Genomic DNA, 22,359 nt, shown 5'->3' on the forward strand with positions numbered 1-22,359 from the left:
TCATGAACAGACGAATATTTTTAAAGAATGGTGCTTCAATGGCTGGTTGGGGAATGCTGGCTCCTCATTTCATGGTGAATAAAACAACGGGTATGTATCATATAGAGCAATTTACAGATGAAGGACTCTCGCAATTCACTTATGCTGTCCTGTTCGATAAAAAGATTGTGTTGATAGATCCCTGGCGGGATCCGCAACCCTTTTATGACTTGGCAGACCGGAATAATGCTGCTATTGTTGCTGTTATTGAAACCCATCCGCATGCAGATTTTGTAAGCAGCCATGCCGAAATATACCGCAAACTAAAAACGCGTATATACGCAAGTAAGAAGCTGCAGGCGAAATACCCGCATCATCCGGTAAAAGATGGCGATGTAATTGCTTTAAATAATCATCTCCTGTTAAAAATATTAGATACGCCGGGGCATTCACCTGACAGTATTTCTATTGTATTAAGAGAGAATAATATTGATAAGGCTGTTTTTACGGGAGATGCGCTGTTGTTTGGAGACGTAGGCCGGCCTGATTTACGGGAATATGGCAACAATGAAAATGAGCAAAGGATCAGCCTCGCCAAAGCGATGTATGAGACCTTGCAAACCAAGTACCTGCCTTTAAATGACAAAGTAATCGTTTACCCGGCGCATGGAGCCGGCTCGCTTTGTGGTAATGCTATTCGTAATGTTAAATCCAGTACCATAGGAGAGGAGAAGAAGAATAATCATGCTTTTCATCATGCGAATGAATCGGATTTTGTAGCCTCTATTTTAAAAGATCTTCCCTTTATACCTAAGTATTTTCCTTATGATGTTGAATTAAACCGGTCGGGAGCCGGCGATGTGCAACCAGGTATCAGGAAGGTTCAACTGCGGCAAGAAAATTTTCAACCTCCGGAGCGATCCCTGGTAGTTGATATCAGGCCAAAAAGTGATATACAGGAAGCCTATTATCCTGGCGCTATTTATGTACCGGAGGGTACGAAGTTTGAAACCTGGCTTGGAACTGTTATCGCTCCGGATAAAAAGTTCTACCTGGCAGTACAGGATAAGGATGCCTTTCATACAGCCGTAAAAAAGCTTGCAAAAATCGGCTATGAATCCAATATAGAAGGCGGATTTGTTTATACAGTAAAGAAACCATATCCGGTATTTTTAAATGGTAAATCTTTTTCTTTGAATGATAAAGACGATTACACTATTATAGATGTGCGTAATAAAAAAGAATACGACGAAGACCCCATCATTGTTTCATCTGTAAATATACCCTTGCCGGAATTAGAGAAGCGGTTAGCGGAGGTTCCTAAGAATAAGCCCATAGTAGTGCACTGTGCGTCGGGTTATCGCTCGTCCATTGCTACCAGTATTATAAGGAAGGAATATCCCCAGCTATCCATACTGGATTTGGGAGAAGATGTAACGCGCATCAAAAATAAAAAAAGCACTGATCATTAGTTTTAAGGCTTGTAATATTATAGGTATTATTATTGACGATTTAATTAACTATACCTGGAATTATCTATCTCATGTCTGTTAAGTATGATGCTATAGTAGTAGGATCTGGTCCCAATGGACTGGCAGCTGCCATTAGGTTGCAGCAAAGCGGTCATTCAGTATTACTGATAGAAGGCAAGGACCAGGTAGGAGGAGGTTTACGAACCAGTGAATTAACCCTGCCCGGTTTTCAACATGATGTATGCTCTGCTATTCATCCCATGGCTATACATTCTCCATTCCTTTCATCGCTTCCTTTAACAGACTTTGGTTTGGAGTATGTTCATTCTGCCATTGCGGCAGCACATCCTTTTGATGGAGGAAATGCGGCTTATGTTACCAACTCAATCGGGGATACAGCAAAGGCTTTAGGTAAAGACGAACAGGTTTATTTAGACCTGATAGGACCCGTGATAGAAAACTGGCCTTTTATTATCGACAATATCCTGGCGCCCTTACGTTTTCCCGCCCATCCCTTTAAGTTGGCCCGGTTTGGATTAAAGGCGCTGCGCTCGGCATCGGCTATTGCCGACAAATTTTCAACGAAAGAAGGGAGAGGGCTTTGGGCCGGCATGGCTGCCCACTCTATTCAGCCGCTCACCAACGTCAGTACGGCTGCAATAGGATTAGTATTATCGGCTGCGGCGCATATCAAAGGTTGGCCTATGGCGAAAGGTGGATCGCAGGCTATTGCCCATGCAATGGCTGCCTACTTTAAGCATTTAGGTGGAACGGTTCAAACGGGGCAATGGATACAATCGGTAGATGAGTTGCCACGGGCGCGTGCTCTCGTATTTGATGTAACGCCTGCGCAACTGTTAAAAATAGCCGGTCACCGTTTTAATTCATTTTACCGATCCCAGCTACAGCGTTATCGTTACGGGATGGGGGTATTTAAAATAGATTGGGCATTAAGTGGTCCTATTCCTTTTCTGGCAGAACCATGTAGAAAAGCCGCTACCGTTCATATAGGGGGAACATTTGAAGAGATCGCTTTGTCTGAGAGTAACGCATCTTCAGGAAAAATGGTTGATAAACCTTTCGTGCTTTTGGCACAACAGAGCCTGTTTGATGTTTCCCGGGCTCCTGGCGGGCAGCATACCGCCTGGGGCTATTGCCATGTTCCTAACGGCTCAGCAGCTGATATGACTGAAGTAATAGAACAGCAGGTAGAGCGGTTTGCCCCGGGGTTTAAAAAAATGATATTAGCCCGGCATACCATGAACGCCCAACAGATGGAAACTTATAACCCTAATTATATAGGCGGAGATATCAACGGCGGTATTATAGACATTCGTCAGCTATATACACGCCCGAGTTTAAGTCTTACGCCTTACCGCACATCCGATAAACAAATATATATATGCTCCTCATCAACGCCGCCCGGCGGAGGTGTTCACGGCATGTGCGGGTATCATGCAGCCCAAACTATATTGAAGGACCTGTTTTAGCAAAACAACGGGGTGAAGATAAAAAAAAGAGGGGCGAACGTCCTGCCTGGAAAAGCACCGTAGCCCACTCTAGCCCTCTAAACCATTGTAAAAATAGAGCATCATAGTGGGTTGTTAGTTTGGTTTTCGATGAATGGGCTGTTTTATAAGTTCAGTGCCTGTTTTTTTTAGATAAATCTGCCTGGAACGCTCCATGAAATGACCTATTCCAGGCTGGAATTAATAAGGTGCAAGGTGGACTAGAGCGGGGCTGGGTCGTATTCTAGAACAAAGGCGGAATGTTATTTTCTCTGTGCTGGATCCTGATCTCATTAACTAGTAAATGAGCGAGCCGGGTAGGTTCGGGAATCCTGTATTTGCGGGTGCAGTTTTTAATGATGTCAACGCTTTGGTCGATGCTGACCTTGTGGCCCGGCGAAACAAAAACAGGGTTACATTTTATTTTGGTGCGAAGTACAGTCCCTATGCGTTCATTTTTATGAAATAAAGGACTTTCGGCAAACGGAATATCAGCAGGTTCAGTATAAGTACCTGTTAGCCGGGTTTTGGCACATCCTACAGAAGGAGTATTGGTAAGCAATCCAAAATGAGTGGCAATACCCAATCGCCTTTCATGTGCAATACCCTGCCCATCCAATACAATAACATCTGGTTTTTGATCCAGCTTATTCCAGGCTTTTAGAAGTGCCGGTATCTCCCTGAAAGCCAATAAACCTGATATATATGGAAATTGGGTGGTAGCAACTATTGATACCCGGTCAACAGGTATCATCCCGGGATATTTCAGTATAATAATGCCGGCGTAAACCGTGTCTTCAAATTTATTAAAAGAAATATCAGCGCCTCCTATTAAACGGATGGGTGTTTGGAGTGCTGAGAGGTTTATTTTAGTTCTCAGTTCTTTTTGCAATGCTACTGCTTCAGAAGCTGTTAATTGATCGTATTGATCCGGATTGATTGACAACATTGCTTCCTGGGTTATTGTTGTTGTGTCCAGATTAATTCAGAAATATTAAATCCGGCATTTTTGGCAATATCCAGGTACTGGTTTTTGATACTGTCCGGCATTGTTTTCTCGCGCGAAAGTAACCACAGGTAGTCCCTGTTCTTTCCACAAACCAGGGCATATTGATAGTTGTCGTCTATGGCAATCACATTGTAGCCGGCATAAAACGGACCGAAGAAAGATACTTTTAACATAGCGATATCTTCATCCTTAACAAACTTAGCCTTACCTATTGATTCTTTTTGTTTATACTTTTTATTATCGTAACCCGAATTTTTTACCCGGATAGTGCCGTCAGGATTGGTACTATATTCTGCTGTTACCCGGCTCATATTTTTCTCAAACCGAAAATCAAACCGGGCTATTTCATACCACTTACCCAGATAGCGCTCTTTTTGAAAACCGGTAATAGCATTAATCCCTTTGGGTATGGTTCTGCATCCTGCTAAATATACAGCAGCTCCTGCTGCAACTAATGCACCTGCTCCAATCCATAAATATTTCTTCTTCATCTGCCTTAAAATTAGTAACGAAGTGTAATGCAATATTTAAGCCGAAACAGGCAGGCAGGTATTTTTAAGGAGAAGACCTGAAATTAATAACAGTTTTTAAGGCTTTCTTTTTTGTCTTTCTGAACCGACTTTTTGGCTTCTTTTCGGGCATCCGCTTTTTCTAACGGCGAGAGATCGGGATCCCTGTTGATTTTTTTGATCCATTCCTGTAGCCTGGTTGCTAGCTTTTCCAGGTAATTGGCGTGTCCTCCTGCATGTATATTCACCTGTATCATGGGTTAAGTTTTTTCAAAGATAATTCAAATATCCTGTTTAAGTGTAAGGAGGAATATCTTGTTGAAGGTGAAATTAATGTTAGCTCTTTCTGGCTAAAAATCACCGCAGAAAAAGAAGTGCGCAGAATATGCGCAAAGGTGCAAATGGAACTAACGAGCAGTTTAAGCATAACTTGATGTTTTTAATAAAATAAATTCATTACCCTGCGTTATCTCCGCTTCTCTTTTCCTCCTGCGGCTAATATTTTTTGCACTTACATAACTACCGACTCAATCAAACCTATTGTCCTGGCGGGTACATCAAACTCTGTTTTCCTGATCAGTTTTAAAAGATAAATAGCCCAGGGACCAGGTTGCTCAATCTTCTTTCCAAGCTTTACCACCAGGTTGTCCATCGCTGCAATATGCTGCTCCTGCTGAGCCGGGGTCATATTAGCCAATAATACAGCATTGCTCCACGATGTTGCCCTGGCTTTATCAATACTGAAATTTAAAACGGCTTCATGGCGTCCATTGATAACACGCGCCAGAAACCGCATCGGAGCCCACACCTGTGAAAGACATTCCTGTACATCGTCAATAAGGCCGGCAATAATATTATTGATAGCGTTAAAATCTTTTTCAAGCTCGTAGATTTTTGTGCCGGGAGCAATAGTTGCAGCCGCAATAGCTAGGTCAAGGTTGATATGTGTATTAATTCCTAAAAGTAAATGCTGCAGCACAATATTATTATTGTTGGGACTGCTGTTAAGTGTATATTGCCATGATTGGGTGCAAGGCTGCTGAGCCTGGAAATTGTTCCATGCATCGGTATACCTCGCAGCAAAATGTATATCCAGCTGCTCCATACGGGAGGGATCTTCAAAAGTTCCGTTAGTAATGCCTTCTTTTACAGCCTGTGTCATTCGCAAATAAAGTGCAGCAAAGTAACCTGCCCTGAGGTTATTTTTTTTACAATGATTGACTATTGACTGAAGATCAACAATTACGGCGTTAATATTTGGATAGGGCATAGTGCAGAATTGGTTATTTAAAGATACGATAAGTTGGAAAATAATAAAAACTAAAAAATATAGCATAATATTTTACTAAATATTTTAGTTTTAATCTGTATTTTTACATAGGAAGTAAGAAATAAAGACGAGGAAATTGGTTTGGCGCGCTTTATGCATAAGAGAGACAATTAAACTCTAAACTTTATGTCTACAGAAAATTTAACCCGACAGGAAGCTGCTCAAAAATTAAAAGAACTCTCCGAAAAAGCACGCGTTTGTATGTTTTGCACGCAGTTGGATGAATTGCCTTTAGCTGCTCGACCTATGTCTTTGCAGGAGTGTGATGAAGAAGGAAATCTTTGGTTTATAAGCAGTGCTGACAGTAACAAGAATTTTGAAATAGGCGATGACAAAAGGGTGCAGCTATTTTTTATGAATAATAGCAACCATGAATACCTTTCTGTTTTTGGCGACGCTTTTATTTATACAGATAGGGAAACCATAGAAGAAAAATGGTCTCCCATTGCCAAAGCCTGGTTTGAAGAGGGAAAAGACGACCCGAATGTAACCATTATAAGAGTAGCGCCAGGTGATACTTATTACTGGGATACAAAAGCAGGGAAGCTGGTAACGCTGGCCAGTTTTGCCTGGGCCGCTGTAACAGGACAAAAAACCGATAACAGTGATGGTGTTGAAGGGAAATTGAACGTATAGTATATCCTGTCGTTCATAATGTTATCCAGCGTTTTTAATGGAGGAATTTATATGAACGATAGATTACGTGAAAAATTAAACATTTTAGCAGATGCTGCTAAGTATGACGTTAGTTGTAGCAGTAGTGGCAGCAAACGGAAAAATGAAGGCGGCATCGGGAATGCTTCCAATGGTATTTGCCATACCTATACGGAAGACGGGCGTTGCGTGTCATTATTAAAAATTCTGCTCACCAATCATTGTATTTATGATTGCGCCTTCTGTGTTTCCAGGAAAAGTAATGATGTTAAACGTGCTGCTTTTACGGTAGATGAAGTAGTGCAGCTTACTATGAATTTTTACCGCCGTAATTATATAGAAGGATTGTTTTTAAGTTCCGGCATTTTTAAAAATGCTGATTATACTATGGAACGTCTTCTACGTATAGTTAAAAAGCTTCGTGTTGACGAGAAATATCATGGTTATATTCATCTGAAAACCATACCCAAAGCGAGTGAGGAATTAATCAAAGAAGCAGGCCTGTATGTGGACCGGATGAGCATTAACCTGGAAATGCCTACCGAAGAGGGCCTGAAACTGGTAGCGCCTGATAAAAGCCATCTGGACGTTCAAAAACCATTGGATTTTGTACAAAACCAAATTGCTCAATTCAGGGATGACAGGAAGCTGATTAAGAAAGTGCCCCGTTTCGTTCCCGCTGGTCAGAGTACACAGATGGTAGTTGGCGCAACACCGGAGTCGGATATGCAGATCATACAGACCGCAAATGCTTATTATAAAAACTTTTCTCTGAAAAGGGTTTATTATAGTGGGTTTATTCCAATACCCAATACAGCTGCGCTTTTGCCGCAGTTAGGAACACCGCCGCCGCTATTGCGTGAAAACCGGTTGTATCAAACAGATTGGTTGATGCGTTTTTATGGGTTTGAAGTGCGGGAGTTACTAAATGCCAGCCATCCCAACCTTGATACGGATATAGATCCTAAGCTAAGCTGGGCGTTACGCAATTTGCATCTTTTTCCTATTGATATTAATACCGCCGATTATCAAATGATCATCAGAGTGCCCGGCATTGGCAGGCAAAGCGCTCAACATATTGTATCAGCCCGTAAGTTTGGAAAGTTACATGTGCATCAGCTTAAGAAAATAGGCATAGCCTATAACCGGGCTCAATACTTTATTTATTGTGCAGATTCTTATGCAAGCCTGCGCCACCTGCAACCCCATGAAATAAAGTCCTTAATTCTTAGTGGTGGGCACAGTAAGTATAAAAGTTTGCATGATGCTCAATTGCAATTGTTTTAAAACATGCTTATATGGAATATCTTTTTGACGGAAGCTTTAAAGGGATGTTGACGGCTGTATTTGATTGTTTTGAAAGAAAGGACTTTAATGCCCGGCTATATCCATCTGCCAGTTACCAAAATTCTGTTTTTGGTATTATTCATCATGTAAATACCAATGATACCAGTGCGCAAAGAGTTTGGAAAGGATTAATGAGCCGCCTGCCCGCCATTGAGGCCAGAAAGATATACGTGGCTTATTTATCGGAGATGCCGGAAGTGTATGATAAATTGTTCCGGTTAATGGTGAATGTATTTCGGAATAGTGGCGACGTAATGAGCAATTACGGCGATGGAGATATACTTTTTATAACGCAGGTGGCCAAAAAAGTTGAGCGGGAAAAGCATCGCATGAAGGCCTTTATACGTTTTCAGAAAAGTAAGGAACAGTTATACTTTGCTACTATGGAACCCGACTTTAATGTGCTCCCTCTGATTACCCGTTTTTTTAAAGAACGGTATGCAGATCAACAGTGGCTGATCTACGATAACAAACGCCGGTACGGTGCTTATTACGATAAGCAAAATCTCAGTGAAATAGAATTGAGCGTATTGGATATTTCATCTGGTATGGTGGATTCGGATGCTGTTACCTTAGATGAGCAGGAAGCCTTGTATGCGGCGTTGTGGCAGGATTATTTTAAAAGTACCAATATTGCATCCAGGAAAAACACCCGTTTACATGTACGGCATGTACCCAAAAGATATTGGAAATACCTTACAGAGAAGCAGGTATAACATAAGGTCAGGAAGCTGGCTGGTAGTTAAGAACCTTTACCGTAACCATAAGTTGTCCTATATGTCGCATCGTATGCTCAGCGGCATGCGTACAAAGCCCGATCACGGTTGAGGGTAGGGCTGCTCTTCCAACAGAACGGGGATGAGTGAGTGTGTCAGGTAAAAAATTTTTCAATCGATCTAAAGTTATTTTGATCTGCTGTTGGCATCGGTCTTCTAAGTCGGAAGATGATAGTTCCTGTATTTCGGTTTCCTTTTTCAGGTAAGCCAATTGGTCATCAGTCAACATATTACCCTCTGCATAAGTAAGTAATCGATCCAAAACGCCGGAAATATGTAACAGGTGGAACCCGGGAGACGCGCAACCTGCCGGTTTAGCCCATAAAAGCTCATCATTAAAATTTTGCATAATAATTGCAAGCTCTTCACTGGCCTGCAGGAGTGCATGGGCAACCGGTTGAAGAAGTTGCGTAATGCCTGCAAAATGTTCACCTCTTAACCAAACTTCTTTATCTTGTTTCAAAGTAGTAGCTTTATATAAGACTAAAGTAGCTGAAATTTTAAAATATTTGATATGAAAAGTATTGTAGCAGCGTTGGATTTACAAAGTCACACAGAGCTGGTAGTTGATAAAGCAGTTCAAATGGCCGGTAAATTTGCGTCAGACCTGCACCTCGTTCATGTGATAGCATCAGTGGGTAGTTATATCGCACCCAACCTGGTTGATCCTTTGGGAGGTATCGAAACAGCCGTTCTTCCCAATGAGCTGGAGCTCATAGAGGCGCATAAGAATATAGCAGAAGAGCAATTAGATAAAATTAAGGCAAATCTAAACTTCGGAGCGTTAACAACAAAAGTGCTTTTAGGTACGGTTGAAGATGAAATTGTTAATTATGCAAGGGAAATCGGGGCAGAGCTTATCGTAATAGGAACACATCAACATAGCGGTTTATCAAGATTGTTAAACGGAGAAACTTCCGTTCGGATATTACATGAAGCACAGATACCTATATTAGTTATCCCAACAATCGAAAATAAATAGTTTATAACGATGAAATACAAATGGCTGCTTTCTTTTCTACCTGTTTTATTGGCGGGGTTTTATTCTACATCAAACGCACAACAAAAAAAGCCTAATATCATTCTGATACTGGCTGACGATCTGGGCGTCGGTGATCTGGGAGTATACGGACAGCAAAAGATCAAAACGCCCCACCTCGACCGGCTTGCACAAGACGGACTTCTGTTTAACCAGTTTTACACAGGCACTTCAGTATGCGCTCCGTCCCGCTCATCTTTAATGACAGGGCAACATACCGGGCATACGCCTATCCGTGGTAATAAGGCTACCCAGCCGGAAGGTCAGTGGCCGTTGCCGGAAGGAGCAGTTACTATTGCCGGGATTATGAAAAAAGCAGGATATATTACCGGTGATTTTGGCAAGTGGGGACTTGGTTTTGTAGGTACTTCAGGCGATCCTAATCAACAGGGCTTTGATGAGTTTTATGGCTATAACTGCCAGTCGCTGGCCCATAATTATTTCCCGGAGCATCTGTGGCACAACAGTTCAAAAGTGTCTTTACCCAATACTACCGCCAACCAAACCGTTTATGCTGCACAAGTAATTCATAATAAAGCTCAACAGTTTATTCAAAAAAATAGTAAACATCCTTTTTTTCTTTTTCTATCCTACACGCTTCCGCATGCTGCCCTGCAGTTACCCGCCAACGACTCTTTACTGGCACACTATATAAAAGTGTTTGATGAAAAGCCGGTAGCGGTTGCCACAGGATGGCAGGGAAAAGGGTATCAACCCCAGGCGTATCCACATGCTGCCTATGCAGCCATGGTTGGCCGATTAGATCAATATGTAGGCGAAGTAAGGAAACAGGTGGAGGCCTTAGGTATAGCAGATAACACATTGATCCTTTTCGCCAGTGATAACGGGCCTCATAAAGAGGGTGGTAATGATCCTTTATTCTTCAATAGTAGCGCTGGTTTAAAAGGAGTGAAACGCGACCTGTATGAAGGTGGCGTACGCACACCCTTTATTGCCTGGTGGCCGGGAACTATTAAAGCCGGTCGCCGTTCTAACTTCACGGGTGCTTTCTGGGACCTGCTGCCGACTTTCGCAGATCTGGCTGGTGTTAAAGTTGCATCACCGGTGGATGGTATATCTATTGTTCCGGAATTAAAAAGTCAGCCGCAGAAAAAACATGATTACCTGTACTGGGAATTTCATGAGCAGGGCGGTAAGCAGGCTGTTCGTATGGGCGACTGGAAAGGGATACGTTTGAATGCAATGGCGCGTCCTGATGGGCCAATAGAGTTATATGATCTTCGGTCCGATCCGGCGGAGCAACATAACAAAGCTGCGGCCCACCCCGACATTACAGCACGGATAGCTGATATCATGAAAAAGGAACATGTTGAAAATGAAGATTTTCCTTTTTTTCAGCATACCAGGAAGTAGCAGGCGGGTAGCTTGTTCAGGACAGTTCAGGATGGGCTGTTCACCATGAAGATTTAATTTGTTGCCAATAAGGAACGATTGCGATGTATGGGAGCCATCATTTGCCCTTTCTTTATTGAAAGATAAACCACTTGTATGCAACGAATTGCCTTTAAGATGAAATTGTTTCCGGGATTTGAAGATGAGTACAAAAAACGGCATGATGAGATATGGCCCGAACTGAGCGCGCTTTTACATGAAACCGGTGTGAGTGATTATGCTATATTCCTGGATGCTCAAACCCTGGACCTGTTTGGGGTATTAAAACTTGCAGATGGAAAAACAATGGACCAACTGCCATATCAGCCTGTTATGCAAAAATGGTGGGCCTATATGGCTGATATCATGGAAACCCATCCAGATAACGAACCCTTGTCTGTTCCTTTAAAAGAGGTGTTCTACATGCCTTAGTGTTTTCTACTTAAACCAAAAAATATGTTGTCCGGTCAAATTAAAACAACCCTGCTGTTCGGATTCGGTATGTTTGCTGCAACACAGGTATCTGCCCAATATGTGAGCGGTAAAGGTAATGACGCCACGATGCCCTTACACCTGATGAAACCAGACTATGATATACCTTATGGTGAAACAACGCCGGAAAAAGTAAAAAAGGTTTTGGATCGTGTGTATGATTATCTGAATGCGGTAACGCCGGCGAGTTTGGCCAATAAGCAAACTGATGCAGCAGTAGAGCTGTCTAAAGCAGATGAGCATTCGGTTTTAAAAAAGGGAGATTTCCGGCTTACCAGCTATGAATGGGGAGTAACTTATACGGGTATGCTGGAAGCGTCTGCTGCTACCGGTGATAAACGGTATGCTCAATATTCTATTGACAGGATCAATTTTCTGGGAAATGTTGTGAAGTATTATAAAGCCTTACAGGCAAAGCAAGCGGATGTGACTACTCCTGTCAGGTCAGTGATGCAACCTCATGCTTTAGATGATGCAGGGTCTTTATGTGCGTCTATGATTAAAGCGATCAATGCAGGTGCTGATGCCAGTGCAGTGAGACCCATGATCGATAATTTTATTAATTATATAATGACCAAAGAATTCCGGCTAAGTGATGGTACATTAGCCCGAAACAGGCCTTTGCCCAACACGCTTTGGCTGGATGACCTGTATATGAGTTTACCGGCATTGGCTCAAATGGGGAAATTAACCGGTGATAGCAAATACTTTAATGAGGCTGTAAAGCAATATCAGTTGTTTGCCGGACGTATGTTTAATACAGATAATAATCTATACATGCATGGCTGGGTGCAGGGCATGGAGCCACATCCGCAGTTTCATTGGGCACGTGCCAATGGCTGGGCAATTATGACAAAGATTGAATTATTGGATGCTTTACCGGAAGCGCATCCGGGGAGAAAACAAATTTTAGAAATGTTGAAAAAGCATGTCGCCGGACTGGCGGTTTTGCAGGATAAAAAAGGATTCTGGCACCAGCTGCTGAATAGAAATGATTCTTACCTGGAAACATCAGCCACTGCTATATATACTTATTGCATAGCACGTGCCATTAATAAAGGGTGGCTGGATGCAAAAGCTTACGGCCCCATGGTGATATTGGCATGGAATGCAGTGGCTACCAAGGTTGCAGACAATGGCCAGGTGGAAGGCACCTGCGTGGGAACGGGCATGGGCTTTGATCCCGCCTTTTATTACTACCGGCCTGTAAATAACTTTGCAGCCCACGGTTACGGCCCGGTTTTATTGGCCGCAGCTGAAATGTACCGGTTACTTAAGGCACACCCTTTTGAAATTAATGATAGTGCCGTACAAATGATTAAGAAATAGTAATCTTATTTCTTTTGTAAAGACGTGTTGCATGCAGCACGTCTTTTTTGTGCTCATCTGATTTAAAAGCTTGATCAAATAATCTTTTAAAGAACTTATATGCAAATGAAGTAGTTGTGTTTTTAAGCAGGATGGTTCAGGACAGTTGGCTTTTCTTTATTAGCTACATTGTATGGTACTTTCTAACGATTATTTAATTTAAACCAAACAGTCATATGAAAAGACGCAGGTATTCTTGTTGCTTATTGCTGTGTGCAATATTTTTTTGGATAAACCCTTTTATGTCGCAGGCCCAGCAAGCCACAAAAATTACAGGTAACGTATTAGATGAAAATGCCAAACCCGTTATAGGCGCCTCCGTACAACTAAAAGGCGGAACGCTTACAGTCGCCACGGGATCAGAAGGTGAGTTTGCCATTGATGTACCCATGAACGCGGCGCTGATTATTTCCAGCGTAGGTTATGAAACTCAGGAAGTAACAGTGAATCAAGCACAATTGAATATTGTGCTCAGGCAGAAAGCTGCTGAAATGGACCAGGTAGTGGTGGTAGGTTATGGAACCCGTAAAAAGAGTGATGTTACCGGCGCTATTGCCTCGGTCGGAGGAGATGATCTTCGTAGTGTGCCGGTCACCAATCTTACGCAGGCTTTGCAGGGCCGTGTAACAGGTGTGGTAGCTACTCCTAATAGTTTCAGGCCTGGTGGTGGAAGCACCATACGTATAAGGGGTAACCGATCGCTCAATGCCAGTAATGAACCACTATATGTGGTAGATGGATTCCCGGTAACTTATACCATTGATGACATGAATCCTGCCGATATTGAGTCGGTAGATATTTTAAAAGACGCATCGGCAACGGCTATTTATGGTGTGCGCGGCGCCAATGGGGTGGTGCAGATCACTACTAAAAAAGGAAAAGCAGGTAAAGTGAATGTTACTTATATGGGTAGCAAATCGGTTGATCAGATTATCAGGCAGGCGCCCATATATGACGGTCCCGGAATTGCTGATGCCTGGCGACAGGCCTTCTTTGCCGACAGGCAATATACCGCAAACAGGGGTACCGCATCAGCTACCAATCCACTATATTATTATCCAACCGCAATCAACGATATTGCTCTTTTCTGGACGCGTTTCGGTAGCATCGAGCAGTGGAACTCTGTTAAAGATGCTTATACCTGGGATGTATACGATCCGTCCAATAATGTTTTCAGGGCGCGTAAGCGACCCACAACCGACGCTGAGAAAGATTTGTTAAGGGGACTTGGAATAACCTCCCAGCTGGATAGTGTTGACATGTATGATCCATCAAAGGTAAAGAGCTTTGACTGGCAAAATGAAGTAGGGTTAAGAAACGGTTCTACAGATAATCATAGTATTTCTGTAACAGGAGGAAGTGATAAGATCAGGTCGTCTTTAAATGCAGGCTACTTTAAGCAAACAGGTATTGAGTACGCCCAGGATTATACACGTTACTCCATTGGTAATTCGGTAGACTTTAAACCTACTAAATTCTTGAATTTTGGTACTTCTATCAACTTTATACATAGCATTACCAATACCAGCACCAGCTCTTATGGAAATGCTAACGGTATGATACCGTTGGTGACCCCTTACGATAGTGCGGGTAATTGGGTGATGTTTCCCAATAGAGACCAGCAAATTGTAAGTGCCATTAATGACCGTAATACTGTTATGGATCAAACCAAGGCCAACCGTGTTTTTGGTAATGTGTATGCCGAGGTTACTTTATTTAAAGGCCTTAAATACCGGACGATGTTTGGCGCGGATATCCGCAATTCAAACCGGGGCACTTTCAATGGTGCCCAATCCTCCATCAGGTTGGGAAGTCCGGCCAACGCATCCCGGACGGATGTGCGCAGCTCGTCCTGGGTATATGATAATATATTGACCTATAGTGCCAATATAAAATCTGATCATTCTATTAATGTCACACTACTACATGAAATGCAGAGCCTGAACAGGACAGATACTGCGACTATGAGTGCCAATAATTTGATCTTTGAATCTCAGAAATGGTATTCTTTGCAAAAGAATACAGACGCAACAGTAACGGGCAGCGGTAATTTTTCTGAAGCTAAATACCTTTCTTATATGGCAAGGGTAGAGTATGGTTTCAGGAGTAAGTACTTGCTTACCTTAAGCAATCGCTACGATAACTCATCTGTATTTGCGGTTAACAGTACCGGAGCCTGGTTCCCCTCAGCATCACTAGCCTGGCAGTTAGATAGGGAAGGTTTTTTCGCCTCGCAAAATGTATTCGATTATGCAAAATTGCGTTTAGGCATTGGTACGGTGGGTAATGCTTCTATTGCTCCTTATCGTACAGGCGGACCTTTAGCATCTACCAGTTACAGCTGGGGCAATGGTACTCCTGCTATTGGCGCGGCTCCCGCAACTTTTGCGGTGCCCACGCTTACCTGGGAAAAAACCACTACCACGAATTTGGGTATAGAGTTCGGCATATTAAAGAATAGGATCACCGGTACCATTGATCTTTATAACACCAATACCGTTAATCAACTACAGGATAAATCCATACCCGCAGCGAATGGAGTGGGATACCTGTCGGTGAACTTAGGTAAGGTGAATAATCGTGGTATCGAAGTAGCGCTAAGCACCAGGAATATTGACAATGCCAATTTTAAATGGAGCACCGATTTTATGTTTTCGAGGAATATAGAAAAACTGGTAGATATTGATGGATCGGGTAACAGTAACTATGCCAATCTCTGGATATTAGACCAACCGCTGCAGGTGTACTGGAGTTATAAAAAAGAAGGTATTTTTCAGTACAGTGATACCGCATCCGGAGGTATCCTTTCTTCTTTATACTGGATCAAAAATGGTAAAACCAATACAGCCTTTTTGCCAGGTAAAATAAAGATCCTGGACGCCAATGGGGATTCCACTTTCAGTAATGCTGACAAAGTAGTATTAGGGTCTCATAACCCGGATTTCATAGCCAGTATCAATAACACGTTCTCCTATAAAAATTTTGAACTTAACTTTCTTACTTATTTCCGGGTAGGCGGATTGTATCGCGTACCAAGGCCGGGCCTGGTAGGTCGATATCAATCTAACAGAGTTGATTACTGGACCCCCTCTAACCCCTCCAACGATTACCAGCAACCTACGCAAACCAGTGATATCCCGCTTTATTGGGAAGCGCTCACTTACAGGAAGGCAACTTTTATACGGGTAAGAAATATTACGCTTACTTACCGGGTACCGAAGGCATTTACGTCAAAAATAAATGCTAACAACCTGGCCGTATATGTAACTGCGGTTAATCCTTTCCTGATACATAATGGCGATAAGGATTATGATCCTGAAACGGTACCGTACAGGGAGTTTCCGGGTAATACTACCAGCCAGGTAGGCCCGAGCTCTTATAGTTTTAAAAGTTATGTGGTAGGAGTAAGAGTTGATCTGTAAGTTTTTTATAAAGGTTAAAATGTAATACAATGAAGAATTTAATGCTATATATAAAGTGCGCTGTTGTTGTTCTTTTTTTATCAGCGGTAGTATCGTGTAACAAGTTTATTAAAGAAGAGTTGGTAAGTACGCTTACAGAAGACTACTATAAAACAGATGCAGGGTTGGAAGATCTGGTAAAGTCTGCCTACGCGCCCTTACAATGGAAGTTTACAGGTGAGCAATCTTATGCCATGTCTAATTTTGGAACGGACGAATTTCGCGAGGGAGATCAGTTTAATAATGTAAGGTACAATGATTACGATGCCAACCTGAATGCCAATGACCTGTTTGTTGACGGGCTTTGGACCAACAATTACGCCGGTATTCGCCGCTGTAACCAGGGCATCGAATTAATTTCGGCATATGACAACCCGGCATCTACCACTTTGGGTACGCAGGCTAAAAAAGATCTGAGAATAGCCGAGTTAAAAGGATTAAGGGCGTTTTACTATTTTCATTTGCTGCAGCAATTGGGAGGGGTGCCACTGGTATTAACCGTGCCTAAAGAAGCACAGTACGAATTTCCGAGGGCCAGCGAAGCTGACGTGTATGCACAGATCATTACCGACCTGAGAGCAGCAACAGCCGTAACCGGTTTGCCCTGGCGCTATACAGCTGCTGACAGGGGGCGTGTTACAAAAGCCATGGTGAATCATTACCTGGCAAAAGTATATCTTACAAGGGGTAGTGCGGTGACGGAACAGCGGGGGCAAAAGTCCACCGATATGGATAGTGCCATCTATTATGCCAATGAGGTAATACTAAATAGTGGCCATACGCTGGAGGCCGACTTTGGCAATTTATTTAACGCAGCTTATCCTGATGGTACGATAGCACCGTTAGGCCAGGCAGGTACGCCACCGATTAGCAGTAAGGCTAAAATTGAAGCAAACAACGCAAGCAATGAAATTATTTTTGCCGCTCAGTTCAGCTCTAACCTTTTATTGGTTGGTAGCGGTGCCAATAACCAAACCCATCTTTTTTATCCATCGCAGTATGATGCAGGAGTGACCGGTATGACCAGAGATTTCTTTAACGGACGGCCATTTAGAAGATTGCGCCCAACCGATTACGCCATTGATATTTTTGATAAAATCAATGATTCCCGTTTTTTTAAAACCTTCCAGACTGTTTATTACCGGAATGCTGCAATACCTGCGCAAAGTGCTTCGCCGGCGTTGTACTGGACAGCTGTAAATGCTCCTGCTCCCGGCCTGGTTAATTTGCCTAAGGTAATGTTGGGAGATACGGCCGGTTTATATATCGTTAATCCTCCTAATCTTCCGCTATTAACATCGCAAATAGCTGCAATGCGCTACTACGCTGTGTTTGCAAGGAATAAACAAACTACTGCGGGTGGCCCTGTTACGAGTGATTTTAATAATAACAAGTATCTCACTATGTGGAAGATGTCTGACCCTGTTCGCTTAACGAATACCAATAATGAGGCTAAGGGTATCAGGAATGGTACTTATGCCAGGCTTGCAGAAACTTACCTGATTATAGCAGAAGCTTACGGTCGTAAAGGAGACTATACAAATGCGTTAATATATGTTAACAGGCTTAGGCAGAGGGCTGCTTACAAAGCAAATGAAGCACGTAGCCCGCAAATATGGCAATATTTGGGTGGCCCTAACAATTTAGCCAGCACAGAAGCTACTAATACGGCTACTACTACATTGTTTACTACTAACGCACCCAGCGAGCTATACCCGCCAACAGTAACATCAACGCCTGACAGGTTTATTCATTTTATACTGAATGAAAGAACCCGTGAACTCTGTGGCGAATTTTACCGGTGGGAAGACCTGGTTCGTACCGAAACATTGTTTGAAAGAACAAAATTGTATAACGCAGATATTAGTCCTTCATTTGCTACCTACCATAAACGTAGGCCCATTCCATACCTGCAGATGGTGGCTCAGCAAATTGGCGGACAACCCATGTCGCCCGATCAGATGAAAAATTATCAAAATCCAGGGTATTGAGTTATAATAATGGTCAGAAAAATGCCGCTTTTAAACCGCGGCATTTTTTTTTGCTTTGTCACAGGATAGTTCAGGATTGCTGGGCGATACAGAAGCTTATTTTTACGAGAGAGCTTATTAATAATTGATGAAAAAGCTAATGCTTTTGTACAATAACGATTGAGATAGGACCGTCATTTTTGTAAATGCTAAATGGTACTAATGATTTTTAAAGAAAGGGGGGACAGGCCTGTATTATGCAGCATGACCTTTATGTTGATGGCCGCAGGTGAAATAAATGCCCGGTTAGCCTGGCCGGTTATTCGTCAATGGAAATCGCTCCCGTCAGGGCTTTCAGGTATCGTTACCCTGACGCCGCTAAAATAAAAACAGTTTGATGCAATTAACAGACATATCTTTTTTTAACTGGATAGCCAATAAAATATTGCTCTCCGTTGGTTTATACTTTGGTTTATCCGCCGATATAGCTGCGCAGATGCAGAACATTAAAAACGATGTGTTCTGGGATACAAAAGAAGGACAGCCTGTTTACAGCCAGGGTGGCGGTATATTCCGGTTTAAAGACCCTGCAACGAACCAGGAGCAATATTATTGGTATGGGGTACATTATAAAGAAGCCAATCAATACAGAAAAGATCCTTCGATTACCTTACCCAATGCGACCTTCCAGTCAGTAACCTGCTACTCATCAACCGATCTCGTAAATTGGAAGAGCGAAGGTGATGTGCTGAGCCGTGAAGCATTAGAAAAATTAAGCAAGGTTACCTGGGTAGGTCGTTTAGGTGTGGTGTACGTGAAAGAAGTAAATAAGTACGCTATGTTTGTTCAGTTTGGAAACCAGGTACTGGTGGCGTTATCCGATATACCTGCCGGTGTCTTTAGCTGGCACCAGTTAATTGATATGCAGCCGATCATAGGTACGCCTAATACAGGAGATCAAACTGTCTTTACCGACCCCGATACGGGTAAGTCGTACCTGGTATATTCATATGGCCGGGGCCGCAACCGGATCTATGTTTCTGAAATTGGTGTAAAGAATGGGAAAGTGGGCTTGTTGGATTGTACCGAAGTGTTTAAAGGTGCCAGCCGGGAAGGGAATTGCATGTTTAAGTACCGGGGTAAATATTATATGGCGGCTTCTAATATTTATGGATGGGATGCTTCTTTTGCTTACTACCTGGTTGCTGATCATATACGCGGACCTTACCTGCCGGTTAATGATATGCAGGTAATGGAGGGTAGCGAGAAAGATTATGCGCATATAACGCAAACTGGTTTTTTTGTTAATGTAAAAGGAAGTCAAAAAGAAACAGTGCTGTATTGTGGTGATCGCTGGGCTAATTTTGCCGGTAATGGATTGGGCTATAACCAATGGTTCCCGCTTTCCTTCAGAAATGACGTGCTTTATTTCAATTCATTAAGCTCCTGGAACCTGGATGCTACAACCGGTTTATGGGAAGTGGCCCGAGATAATAATTATGTATCCAATGGTAGTTTTGAAGCAGATCGTAACCGGATTCCCAGCCATGTAAAACCGGTTCAAACCTTTTTGCTGGGCTGGACCACCGAAGTGATAGAAGGGAATAAAGTATCGCTGGACAGTGCCACTTCACCCAGTTTGAACTATTTTAATACATTGTCGGACCGGAAAACGGTAACGGGGGAAAAGAGCCTTTATATCAGCGACCGCATTCCTTTTAAAAGGAAAATATCACAGATTATTACCTCAACACCTTATGTGCCACTAAAGAACGGATTATATACTTTGACAGCAATGATCAAGCTCAGTCCCGGAACTTCAAAATTAAAAATGTATGCACAAACTGGGGATAGTAATCCGGCTTTGAATTATATTACCGCTGATGAGGGTTGGAAAAAGATAGAGATTAAAAATATAAAAGTGACCCGCGGAAACGTGGAGGTGGGTTTTGTTGGTGAAGGACAAGCCACTGCATTTTGCTGTGTAGATGATGTTACTTTAATTAAGGAAACTGATTTATGACCTGTCTGATTATAAAAGAAATACATCGGGTTTTTAAAAAAGCCACCATAATACCGGTACTGCTATTGCTGGCCAATGGTAATGTAGCCGGGCAGAATAAAGCAGCCCCAAAGCCTGTATACGATGATCCGGTTCATCATGGTGCCGCAGATCCTGTTATCGTTTACAATAAAAAGGAACAACGCTGGTGGATGTTCTATACCAACCGCAGGGCTTCCTTAAATGATACTACCGTGCAATGGGTTCACGGCACACGCATTGGTATTGCAGAGAGCAAAGATGGTAGCAAATGGCGTTACCTGGATACTGCAAATATTAACTATCGGCCGGATCAGGGTTATACGCATTGGGCTCCGGACGTAATTGAACATAATGGTACCTGGCATATGTATTTAACCTATGTTCCGGGTACATTTAATGGATGGGCGCACCCACGTGTCATAGTACATTTGACCAGCGCCGATCTGAGGAACTGGAATTATCAATCGGTATTGAAGCTGGTAAATGATAAAGTTATTGACGCTTCTGTTTATAAGATCAATGATTCGCTGTGGCGTATGTGGTATAACAATGAAAAAGATGGGAAGAGTATCTATTATGCGGATAGTAAGGATCTTTATAAATGGGAAGACAGGGGGAAGGCGATCGCCGCAAGAGGAGAAGGACCAAAAGTCTTTTACTGGAAAAGCCGGTATTTCATGATCATCGACGCCTGGAAAGGAATGGAAATATTTTCCAGCCCTGATCTGTTGAAATGGAAAAAGCGGTCCTCAAGAATACTGGAGCAGCCAGGCAGGGGCAAAGACGATCAGGCTATTGGCGGACACTGCGATGTGGTGGTGAACGGGGATAAAGCCTATGTTTACTATTTTACACATCCCGGCCGGGGAAAGGATCAGCCGGTAGCAAAAGGAAGCTTTGAAGATAAAAGAAGCGTGATACAGGTGGCAGAATTACAATACAGGAACGGCGAGATCACCTGTGACAGGGATCAGCCGGTTTCTGTTCGTTTACAACCCTTAAAAAGCAGGAAGTAATGATAAGAGAAAAGCTGATTTTATTATTGAGCATGTTGACAATAACTGTTGTAGCAAATGCGCAAACACCGGTATATATGTTCAGTTACTTTAAAAACAACGGGCAGGATGGATTGCACCTGGCTTACAGCAGGGATGGTTATAAGTGGACGGCTTTGAAAAAAGATGAATCGTTTCTGACACCCACGGCCGGCAAGGACAAATTAATGCGGGACCCCTGTGTGATCAGGGGAGCCGATGGCCGGTTTCATATGGTGTGGACCGTTAGCTGGAATGAGAAGGGAATAGGGTATGCTTCGTCAGCTGACCTGGTTAACTGGAGCGAACAAAAGTATATTCCGCTTATGGAGCATGTTAACGCATTAAATTGCTGGGCGCCTGAAATAACCTACGATTCAAAGAAAAAACAGTATATGATCTATTGGGCAACAACCATCCCGGGTAAGTATCCTGAAACCGATTCTTCCGGCGATGGCAATTATAATCACCGGATGTATTATGTTTTTACCAAGGACTTTAAAACATTCACCAGTCCCGAAGTGCTGTACGATAAGGGCTTTACCGTGATTGATGCCACTATCCAATCCAGGAACGGTCAGCATGTTATGTTTCTCAAGGATGAAACCAAATTGCCGCGAGCAGAGAAAAATATAAAAGTAGCCACCAGTAAAAATATACATACAGGCTATTCTGCTCCCTCGGCGCCGATCACCGGTAACTACTGGGCGGAGGGGCCTACCGTACTGTTAAAAGGAAAAGAATGGATCGTCTATTTTGATAAATATAGAGACCATCGATACGGAGCCGTTTCTTCAACCGACTTAAAGACCTGGAATGATGTATCGGATAAAATTCAAATGCCCGGGGGAATCAGGCATGGCACTGTTTTCACCATTACATCAAAAGAATTTGACGACTGGTTTAAAAATTACCGGTAAGAGCTATAGAAAACGTCTATAGTGCCATCACTAAAATTTATAATATAAATATTTG

At 42.7% G+C, this 22,359-nt stretch carries 20 protein-coding genes; 15 read left to right on the forward strand and 5 right to left on the reverse strand.

What is annotated here, in order from left to right:
- The first annotated feature begins 2 nt into the window (after positions 1-2).
- Together ACLOAU_RS20610 and ACLOAU_RS20615 are read left to right on the forward strand one after the other, a co-directional pair.
- Positions 3-1,451, forward strand: coding sequence for an MBL fold metallo-hydrolase (locus ACLOAU_RS20610; protein WP_427863788.1), 1,449 nt, complete (start codon positions 3-5; stop codon positions 1,449-1,451).
- A gap of 71 nt (positions 1,452-1,522) precedes the next feature.
- Entirely contained in the window at positions 1,523-2,941 is a 1,419-nt protein-coding gene (locus tag ACLOAU_RS20615; RefSeq protein ID WP_427863789.1) for a phytoene desaturase family protein, read from the forward strand.
- 262 nt (positions 2,942-3,203) lie between these two features.
- On the opposite strand, the gene nfi is transcribed toward ACLOAU_RS20615, so the two are convergent.
- The 4 genes from nfi to ACLOAU_RS20635 form a co-directional block, all read right to left on the reverse strand.
- Complete coding sequence (gene nfi / locus ACLOAU_RS20620) at positions 3,204-3,908, reverse strand: deoxyribonuclease V (RefSeq protein ID WP_427863790.1); 705 nt, start codon at positions 3,906-3,908, stop codon at positions 3,204-3,206.
- An 11-nt stretch (positions 3,909-3,919) separates the two neighbouring features.
- Complete coding sequence (locus ACLOAU_RS20625) at positions 3,920-4,459, reverse strand: lipocalin family protein (RefSeq protein ID WP_427863791.1); 540 nt, start codon at positions 4,457-4,459, stop codon at positions 3,920-3,922.
- Between the two features lie 83 nt (positions 4,460-4,542).
- Entirely contained in the window at positions 4,543-4,734 is a 192-nt protein-coding gene (locus tag ACLOAU_RS20630) for a hypothetical protein (protein WP_427863792.1), read from the reverse strand.
- Positions 4,735-4,988: 254 nt separating this feature from the next.
- Positions 4,989-5,747 carry a DUF5995 family protein gene (locus ACLOAU_RS20635; RefSeq protein ID WP_427863793.1) on the reverse strand — a complete coding sequence of 253 codons (759 nt, stop codon included), beginning with the start codon at positions 5,745-5,747 and terminating at the stop codon, positions 4,989-4,991.
- A 186-nt stretch (positions 5,748-5,933) separates the two neighbouring features.
- Here ACLOAU_RS20635 and ACLOAU_RS20640 point away from each other — a divergent pair, with 186 nt between their 5' ends.
- From ACLOAU_RS20640 to ACLOAU_RS20650, 3 genes are read left to right on the forward strand one after another with little or no spacing between them, the layout of a single operon-like run.
- Positions 5,934-6,443 carry a pyridoxamine 5'-phosphate oxidase family protein gene (locus tag ACLOAU_RS20640; RefSeq protein ID WP_427863794.1) on the forward strand — a complete coding sequence of 170 codons (510 nt, stop codon included), beginning with the start codon at positions 5,934-5,936 and terminating at the stop codon, positions 6,441-6,443.
- A gap of 51 nt (positions 6,444-6,494) precedes the next feature.
- The gene (locus ACLOAU_RS20645) at positions 6,495-7,748 is read left to right on the forward strand and encodes a putative DNA modification/repair radical SAM protein (RefSeq protein WP_427863795.1); all 1,254 of its coding nucleotides are present in this window, start codon (positions 6,495-6,497) and stop codon (positions 7,746-7,748) included.
- Between the two features lie 11 nt (positions 7,749-7,759).
- Positions 7,760-8,524, forward strand: a complete 765-nt coding sequence (locus ACLOAU_RS20650; protein ID WP_427863796.1) for a TIGR03915 family putative DNA repair protein — start codon at positions 7,760-7,762, stop codon at positions 8,522-8,524.
- A gap of 7 nt (positions 8,525-8,531) precedes the next feature.
- On the opposite strand, the gene ACLOAU_RS20655 is transcribed toward ACLOAU_RS20650, so the two are convergent.
- Positions 8,532-9,047: a DinB family protein gene (locus ACLOAU_RS20655; RefSeq protein ID WP_427863797.1), complete on the reverse strand. Its 516-nt coding sequence runs from the start codon at positions 9,045-9,047 to the stop codon at positions 8,532-8,534.
- A gap of 51 nt (positions 9,048-9,098) precedes the next feature.
- On the opposite strand from ACLOAU_RS20655, the gene ACLOAU_RS20660 reads away from it, so the two are divergent.
- The 10 genes from ACLOAU_RS20660 to ACLOAU_RS20705 all read left to right on the forward strand — a co-directional run bounded on the left by ACLOAU_RS20660 (position 9,099) and on the right by ACLOAU_RS20705 (position 22,304).
- Entirely contained in the window at positions 9,099-9,566 is a 468-nt protein-coding gene (locus ACLOAU_RS20660; protein WP_427863798.1) for a universal stress protein, read from the forward strand.
- A 9-nt stretch (positions 9,567-9,575) separates the two neighbouring features.
- Positions 9,576-10,997, forward strand: a complete 1,422-nt coding sequence (locus ACLOAU_RS20665) for an arylsulfatase (RefSeq protein WP_427863799.1) — start codon at positions 9,576-9,578, stop codon at positions 10,995-10,997.
- Between the two features lie 135 nt (positions 10,998-11,132).
- On the forward strand, positions 11,133-11,447 hold the full coding sequence (gene rhaM / locus ACLOAU_RS20670) for an L-rhamnose mutarotase (protein WP_427863800.1): 315 nt from the start codon (positions 11,133-11,135) through the stop codon (positions 11,445-11,447).
- A 24-nt stretch (positions 11,448-11,471) separates the two neighbouring features.
- Positions 11,472-12,836, forward strand: coding sequence for a glycoside hydrolase family 88/105 protein (locus ACLOAU_RS20675; protein WP_427863801.1), 1,365 nt, complete (start codon positions 11,472-11,474; stop codon positions 12,834-12,836).
- 281 nt (positions 12,837-13,117) lie between these two features.
- Positions 13,118-16,297 (forward strand): SusC/RagA family TonB-linked outer membrane protein, encoded by a 3,180-nt coding sequence (locus ACLOAU_RS20680; RefSeq protein WP_427863802.1) that lies wholly within the window; start codon positions 13,118-13,120, stop codon positions 16,295-16,297.
- A 29-nt stretch (positions 16,298-16,326) separates the two neighbouring features.
- Entirely contained in the window at positions 16,327-18,327 is a 2,001-nt protein-coding gene (locus tag ACLOAU_RS20685; RefSeq protein ID WP_427863803.1) for a RagB/SusD family nutrient uptake outer membrane protein, read from the forward strand.
- A 201-nt stretch (positions 18,328-18,528) separates the two neighbouring features.
- Positions 18,529-18,693 carry a hypothetical protein gene (locus tag ACLOAU_RS20690; protein WP_427863804.1) on the forward strand — a complete coding sequence of 55 codons (165 nt, stop codon included), beginning with the start codon at positions 18,529-18,531 and terminating at the stop codon, positions 18,691-18,693.
- 10 nt (positions 18,694-18,703) lie between these two features.
- Positions 18,704-20,329: a family 43 glycosylhydrolase gene (locus tag ACLOAU_RS20695; RefSeq protein WP_427863805.1), complete on the forward strand. Its 1,626-nt coding sequence runs from the start codon at positions 18,704-18,706 to the stop codon at positions 20,327-20,329.
- A complete protein-coding gene (locus ACLOAU_RS20700; RefSeq protein ID WP_427863806.1) occupies positions 20,326-21,366 on the forward strand; it encodes a family 43 glycosylhydrolase in 1,041 nt (346 codons plus the stop codon). The genes ACLOAU_RS20695 and ACLOAU_RS20700 overlap by 4 nt, the downstream gene beginning before the upstream one ends.
- Complete coding sequence (locus ACLOAU_RS20705) at positions 21,366-22,304, forward strand: glycoside hydrolase family 43 protein (RefSeq protein WP_427863807.1); 939 nt, start codon at positions 21,366-21,368, stop codon at positions 22,302-22,304. The genes ACLOAU_RS20700 and ACLOAU_RS20705 overlap by 1 nt, the downstream gene beginning before the upstream one ends.
- Positions 22,305-22,359: the final 55 nt, after the last annotated feature.

The organism is Paraniabella aurantiaca, assembly GCF_050309965.1.
In the GTDB taxonomy this organism is placed as follows: Bacteria; Bacteroidota; Bacteroidia; order Chitinophagales; family Chitinophagaceae; genus Niabella.

Bases quoted from the DNA above. Each gene is read 5' to 3' on its own strand.
- ACLOAU_RS20690 (WP_427863804.1), top strand. From the start codon at position 18,529: ATGATTTTTAAAGAAAGGGGGGACAGGCCTGTATTATGCAGCATGACC.
- ACLOAU_RS20650 (WP_427863796.1), top strand. From the start codon at position 7,760: ATGGAATATCTTTTTGACGGAAGCTTTAAAGGGATGTTGACGGCTGTA.
- nfi (WP_427863790.1), bottom strand. From the start codon at position 3,908: ATGTTGTCAATCAATCCGGATCAATACGATCAATTAACAGCTTCTGAA.
- ACLOAU_RS20610 (WP_427863788.1), top strand. From the start codon at position 3: ATGAACAGACGAATATTTTTAAAGAATGGTGCTTCAATGGCTGGTTGG.
- ACLOAU_RS20635 (WP_427863793.1), bottom strand. From the start codon at position 5,747: ATGCCCTATCCAAATATTAACGCCGTAATTGTTGATCTTCAGTCAATA.
- ACLOAU_RS20645 (WP_427863795.1), top strand. From the start codon at position 6,495: ATGAACGATAGATTACGTGAAAAATTAAACATTTTAGCAGATGCTGCT.
- ACLOAU_RS20640 (WP_427863794.1), top strand. From the start codon at position 5,934: ATGTCTACAGAAAATTTAACCCGACAGGAAGCTGCTCAAAAATTAAAA.
- ACLOAU_RS20700 (WP_427863806.1), top strand. From the start codon at position 20,326: ATGACCTGTCTGATTATAAAAGAAATACATCGGGTTTTTAAAAAAGCC.
- ACLOAU_RS20680 (WP_427863802.1), top strand. From the start codon at position 13,118: ATGTCGCAGGCCCAGCAAGCCACAAAAATTACAGGTAACGTATTAGAT.
- ACLOAU_RS20630 (WP_427863792.1), bottom strand. From the start codon at position 4,734: ATGATACAGGTGAATATACATGCAGGAGGACACGCCAATTACCTGGAA.
- ACLOAU_RS20660 (WP_427863798.1), top strand. From the start codon at position 9,099: ATGAAAAGTATTGTAGCAGCGTTGGATTTACAAAGTCACACAGAGCTG.
- ACLOAU_RS20615 (WP_427863789.1), top strand. From the start codon at position 1,523: ATGTCTGTTAAGTATGATGCTATAGTAGTAGGATCTGGTCCCAATGGA.
- ACLOAU_RS20675 (WP_427863801.1), top strand. From the start codon at position 11,472: ATGTTGTCCGGTCAAATTAAAACAACCCTGCTGTTCGGATTCGGTATG.
- ACLOAU_RS20695 (WP_427863805.1), top strand. From the start codon at position 18,704: ATGCAATTAACAGACATATCTTTTTTTAACTGGATAGCCAATAAAATA.
- ACLOAU_RS20625 (WP_427863791.1), bottom strand. From the start codon at position 4,459: ATGAAGAAGAAATATTTATGGATTGGAGCAGGTGCATTAGTTGCAGCA.
- ACLOAU_RS20665 (WP_427863799.1), top strand. From the start codon at position 9,576: ATGAAATACAAATGGCTGCTTTCTTTTCTACCTGTTTTATTGGCGGGG.
- ACLOAU_RS20685 (WP_427863803.1), top strand. From the start codon at position 16,327: ATGAAGAATTTAATGCTATATATAAAGTGCGCTGTTGTTGTTCTTTTT.
- ACLOAU_RS20705 (WP_427863807.1), top strand. From the start codon at position 21,366: ATGATAAGAGAAAAGCTGATTTTATTATTGAGCATGTTGACAATAACT.
- rhaM (WP_427863800.1), top strand. From the start codon at position 11,133: ATGCAACGAATTGCCTTTAAGATGAAATTGTTTCCGGGATTTGAAGAT.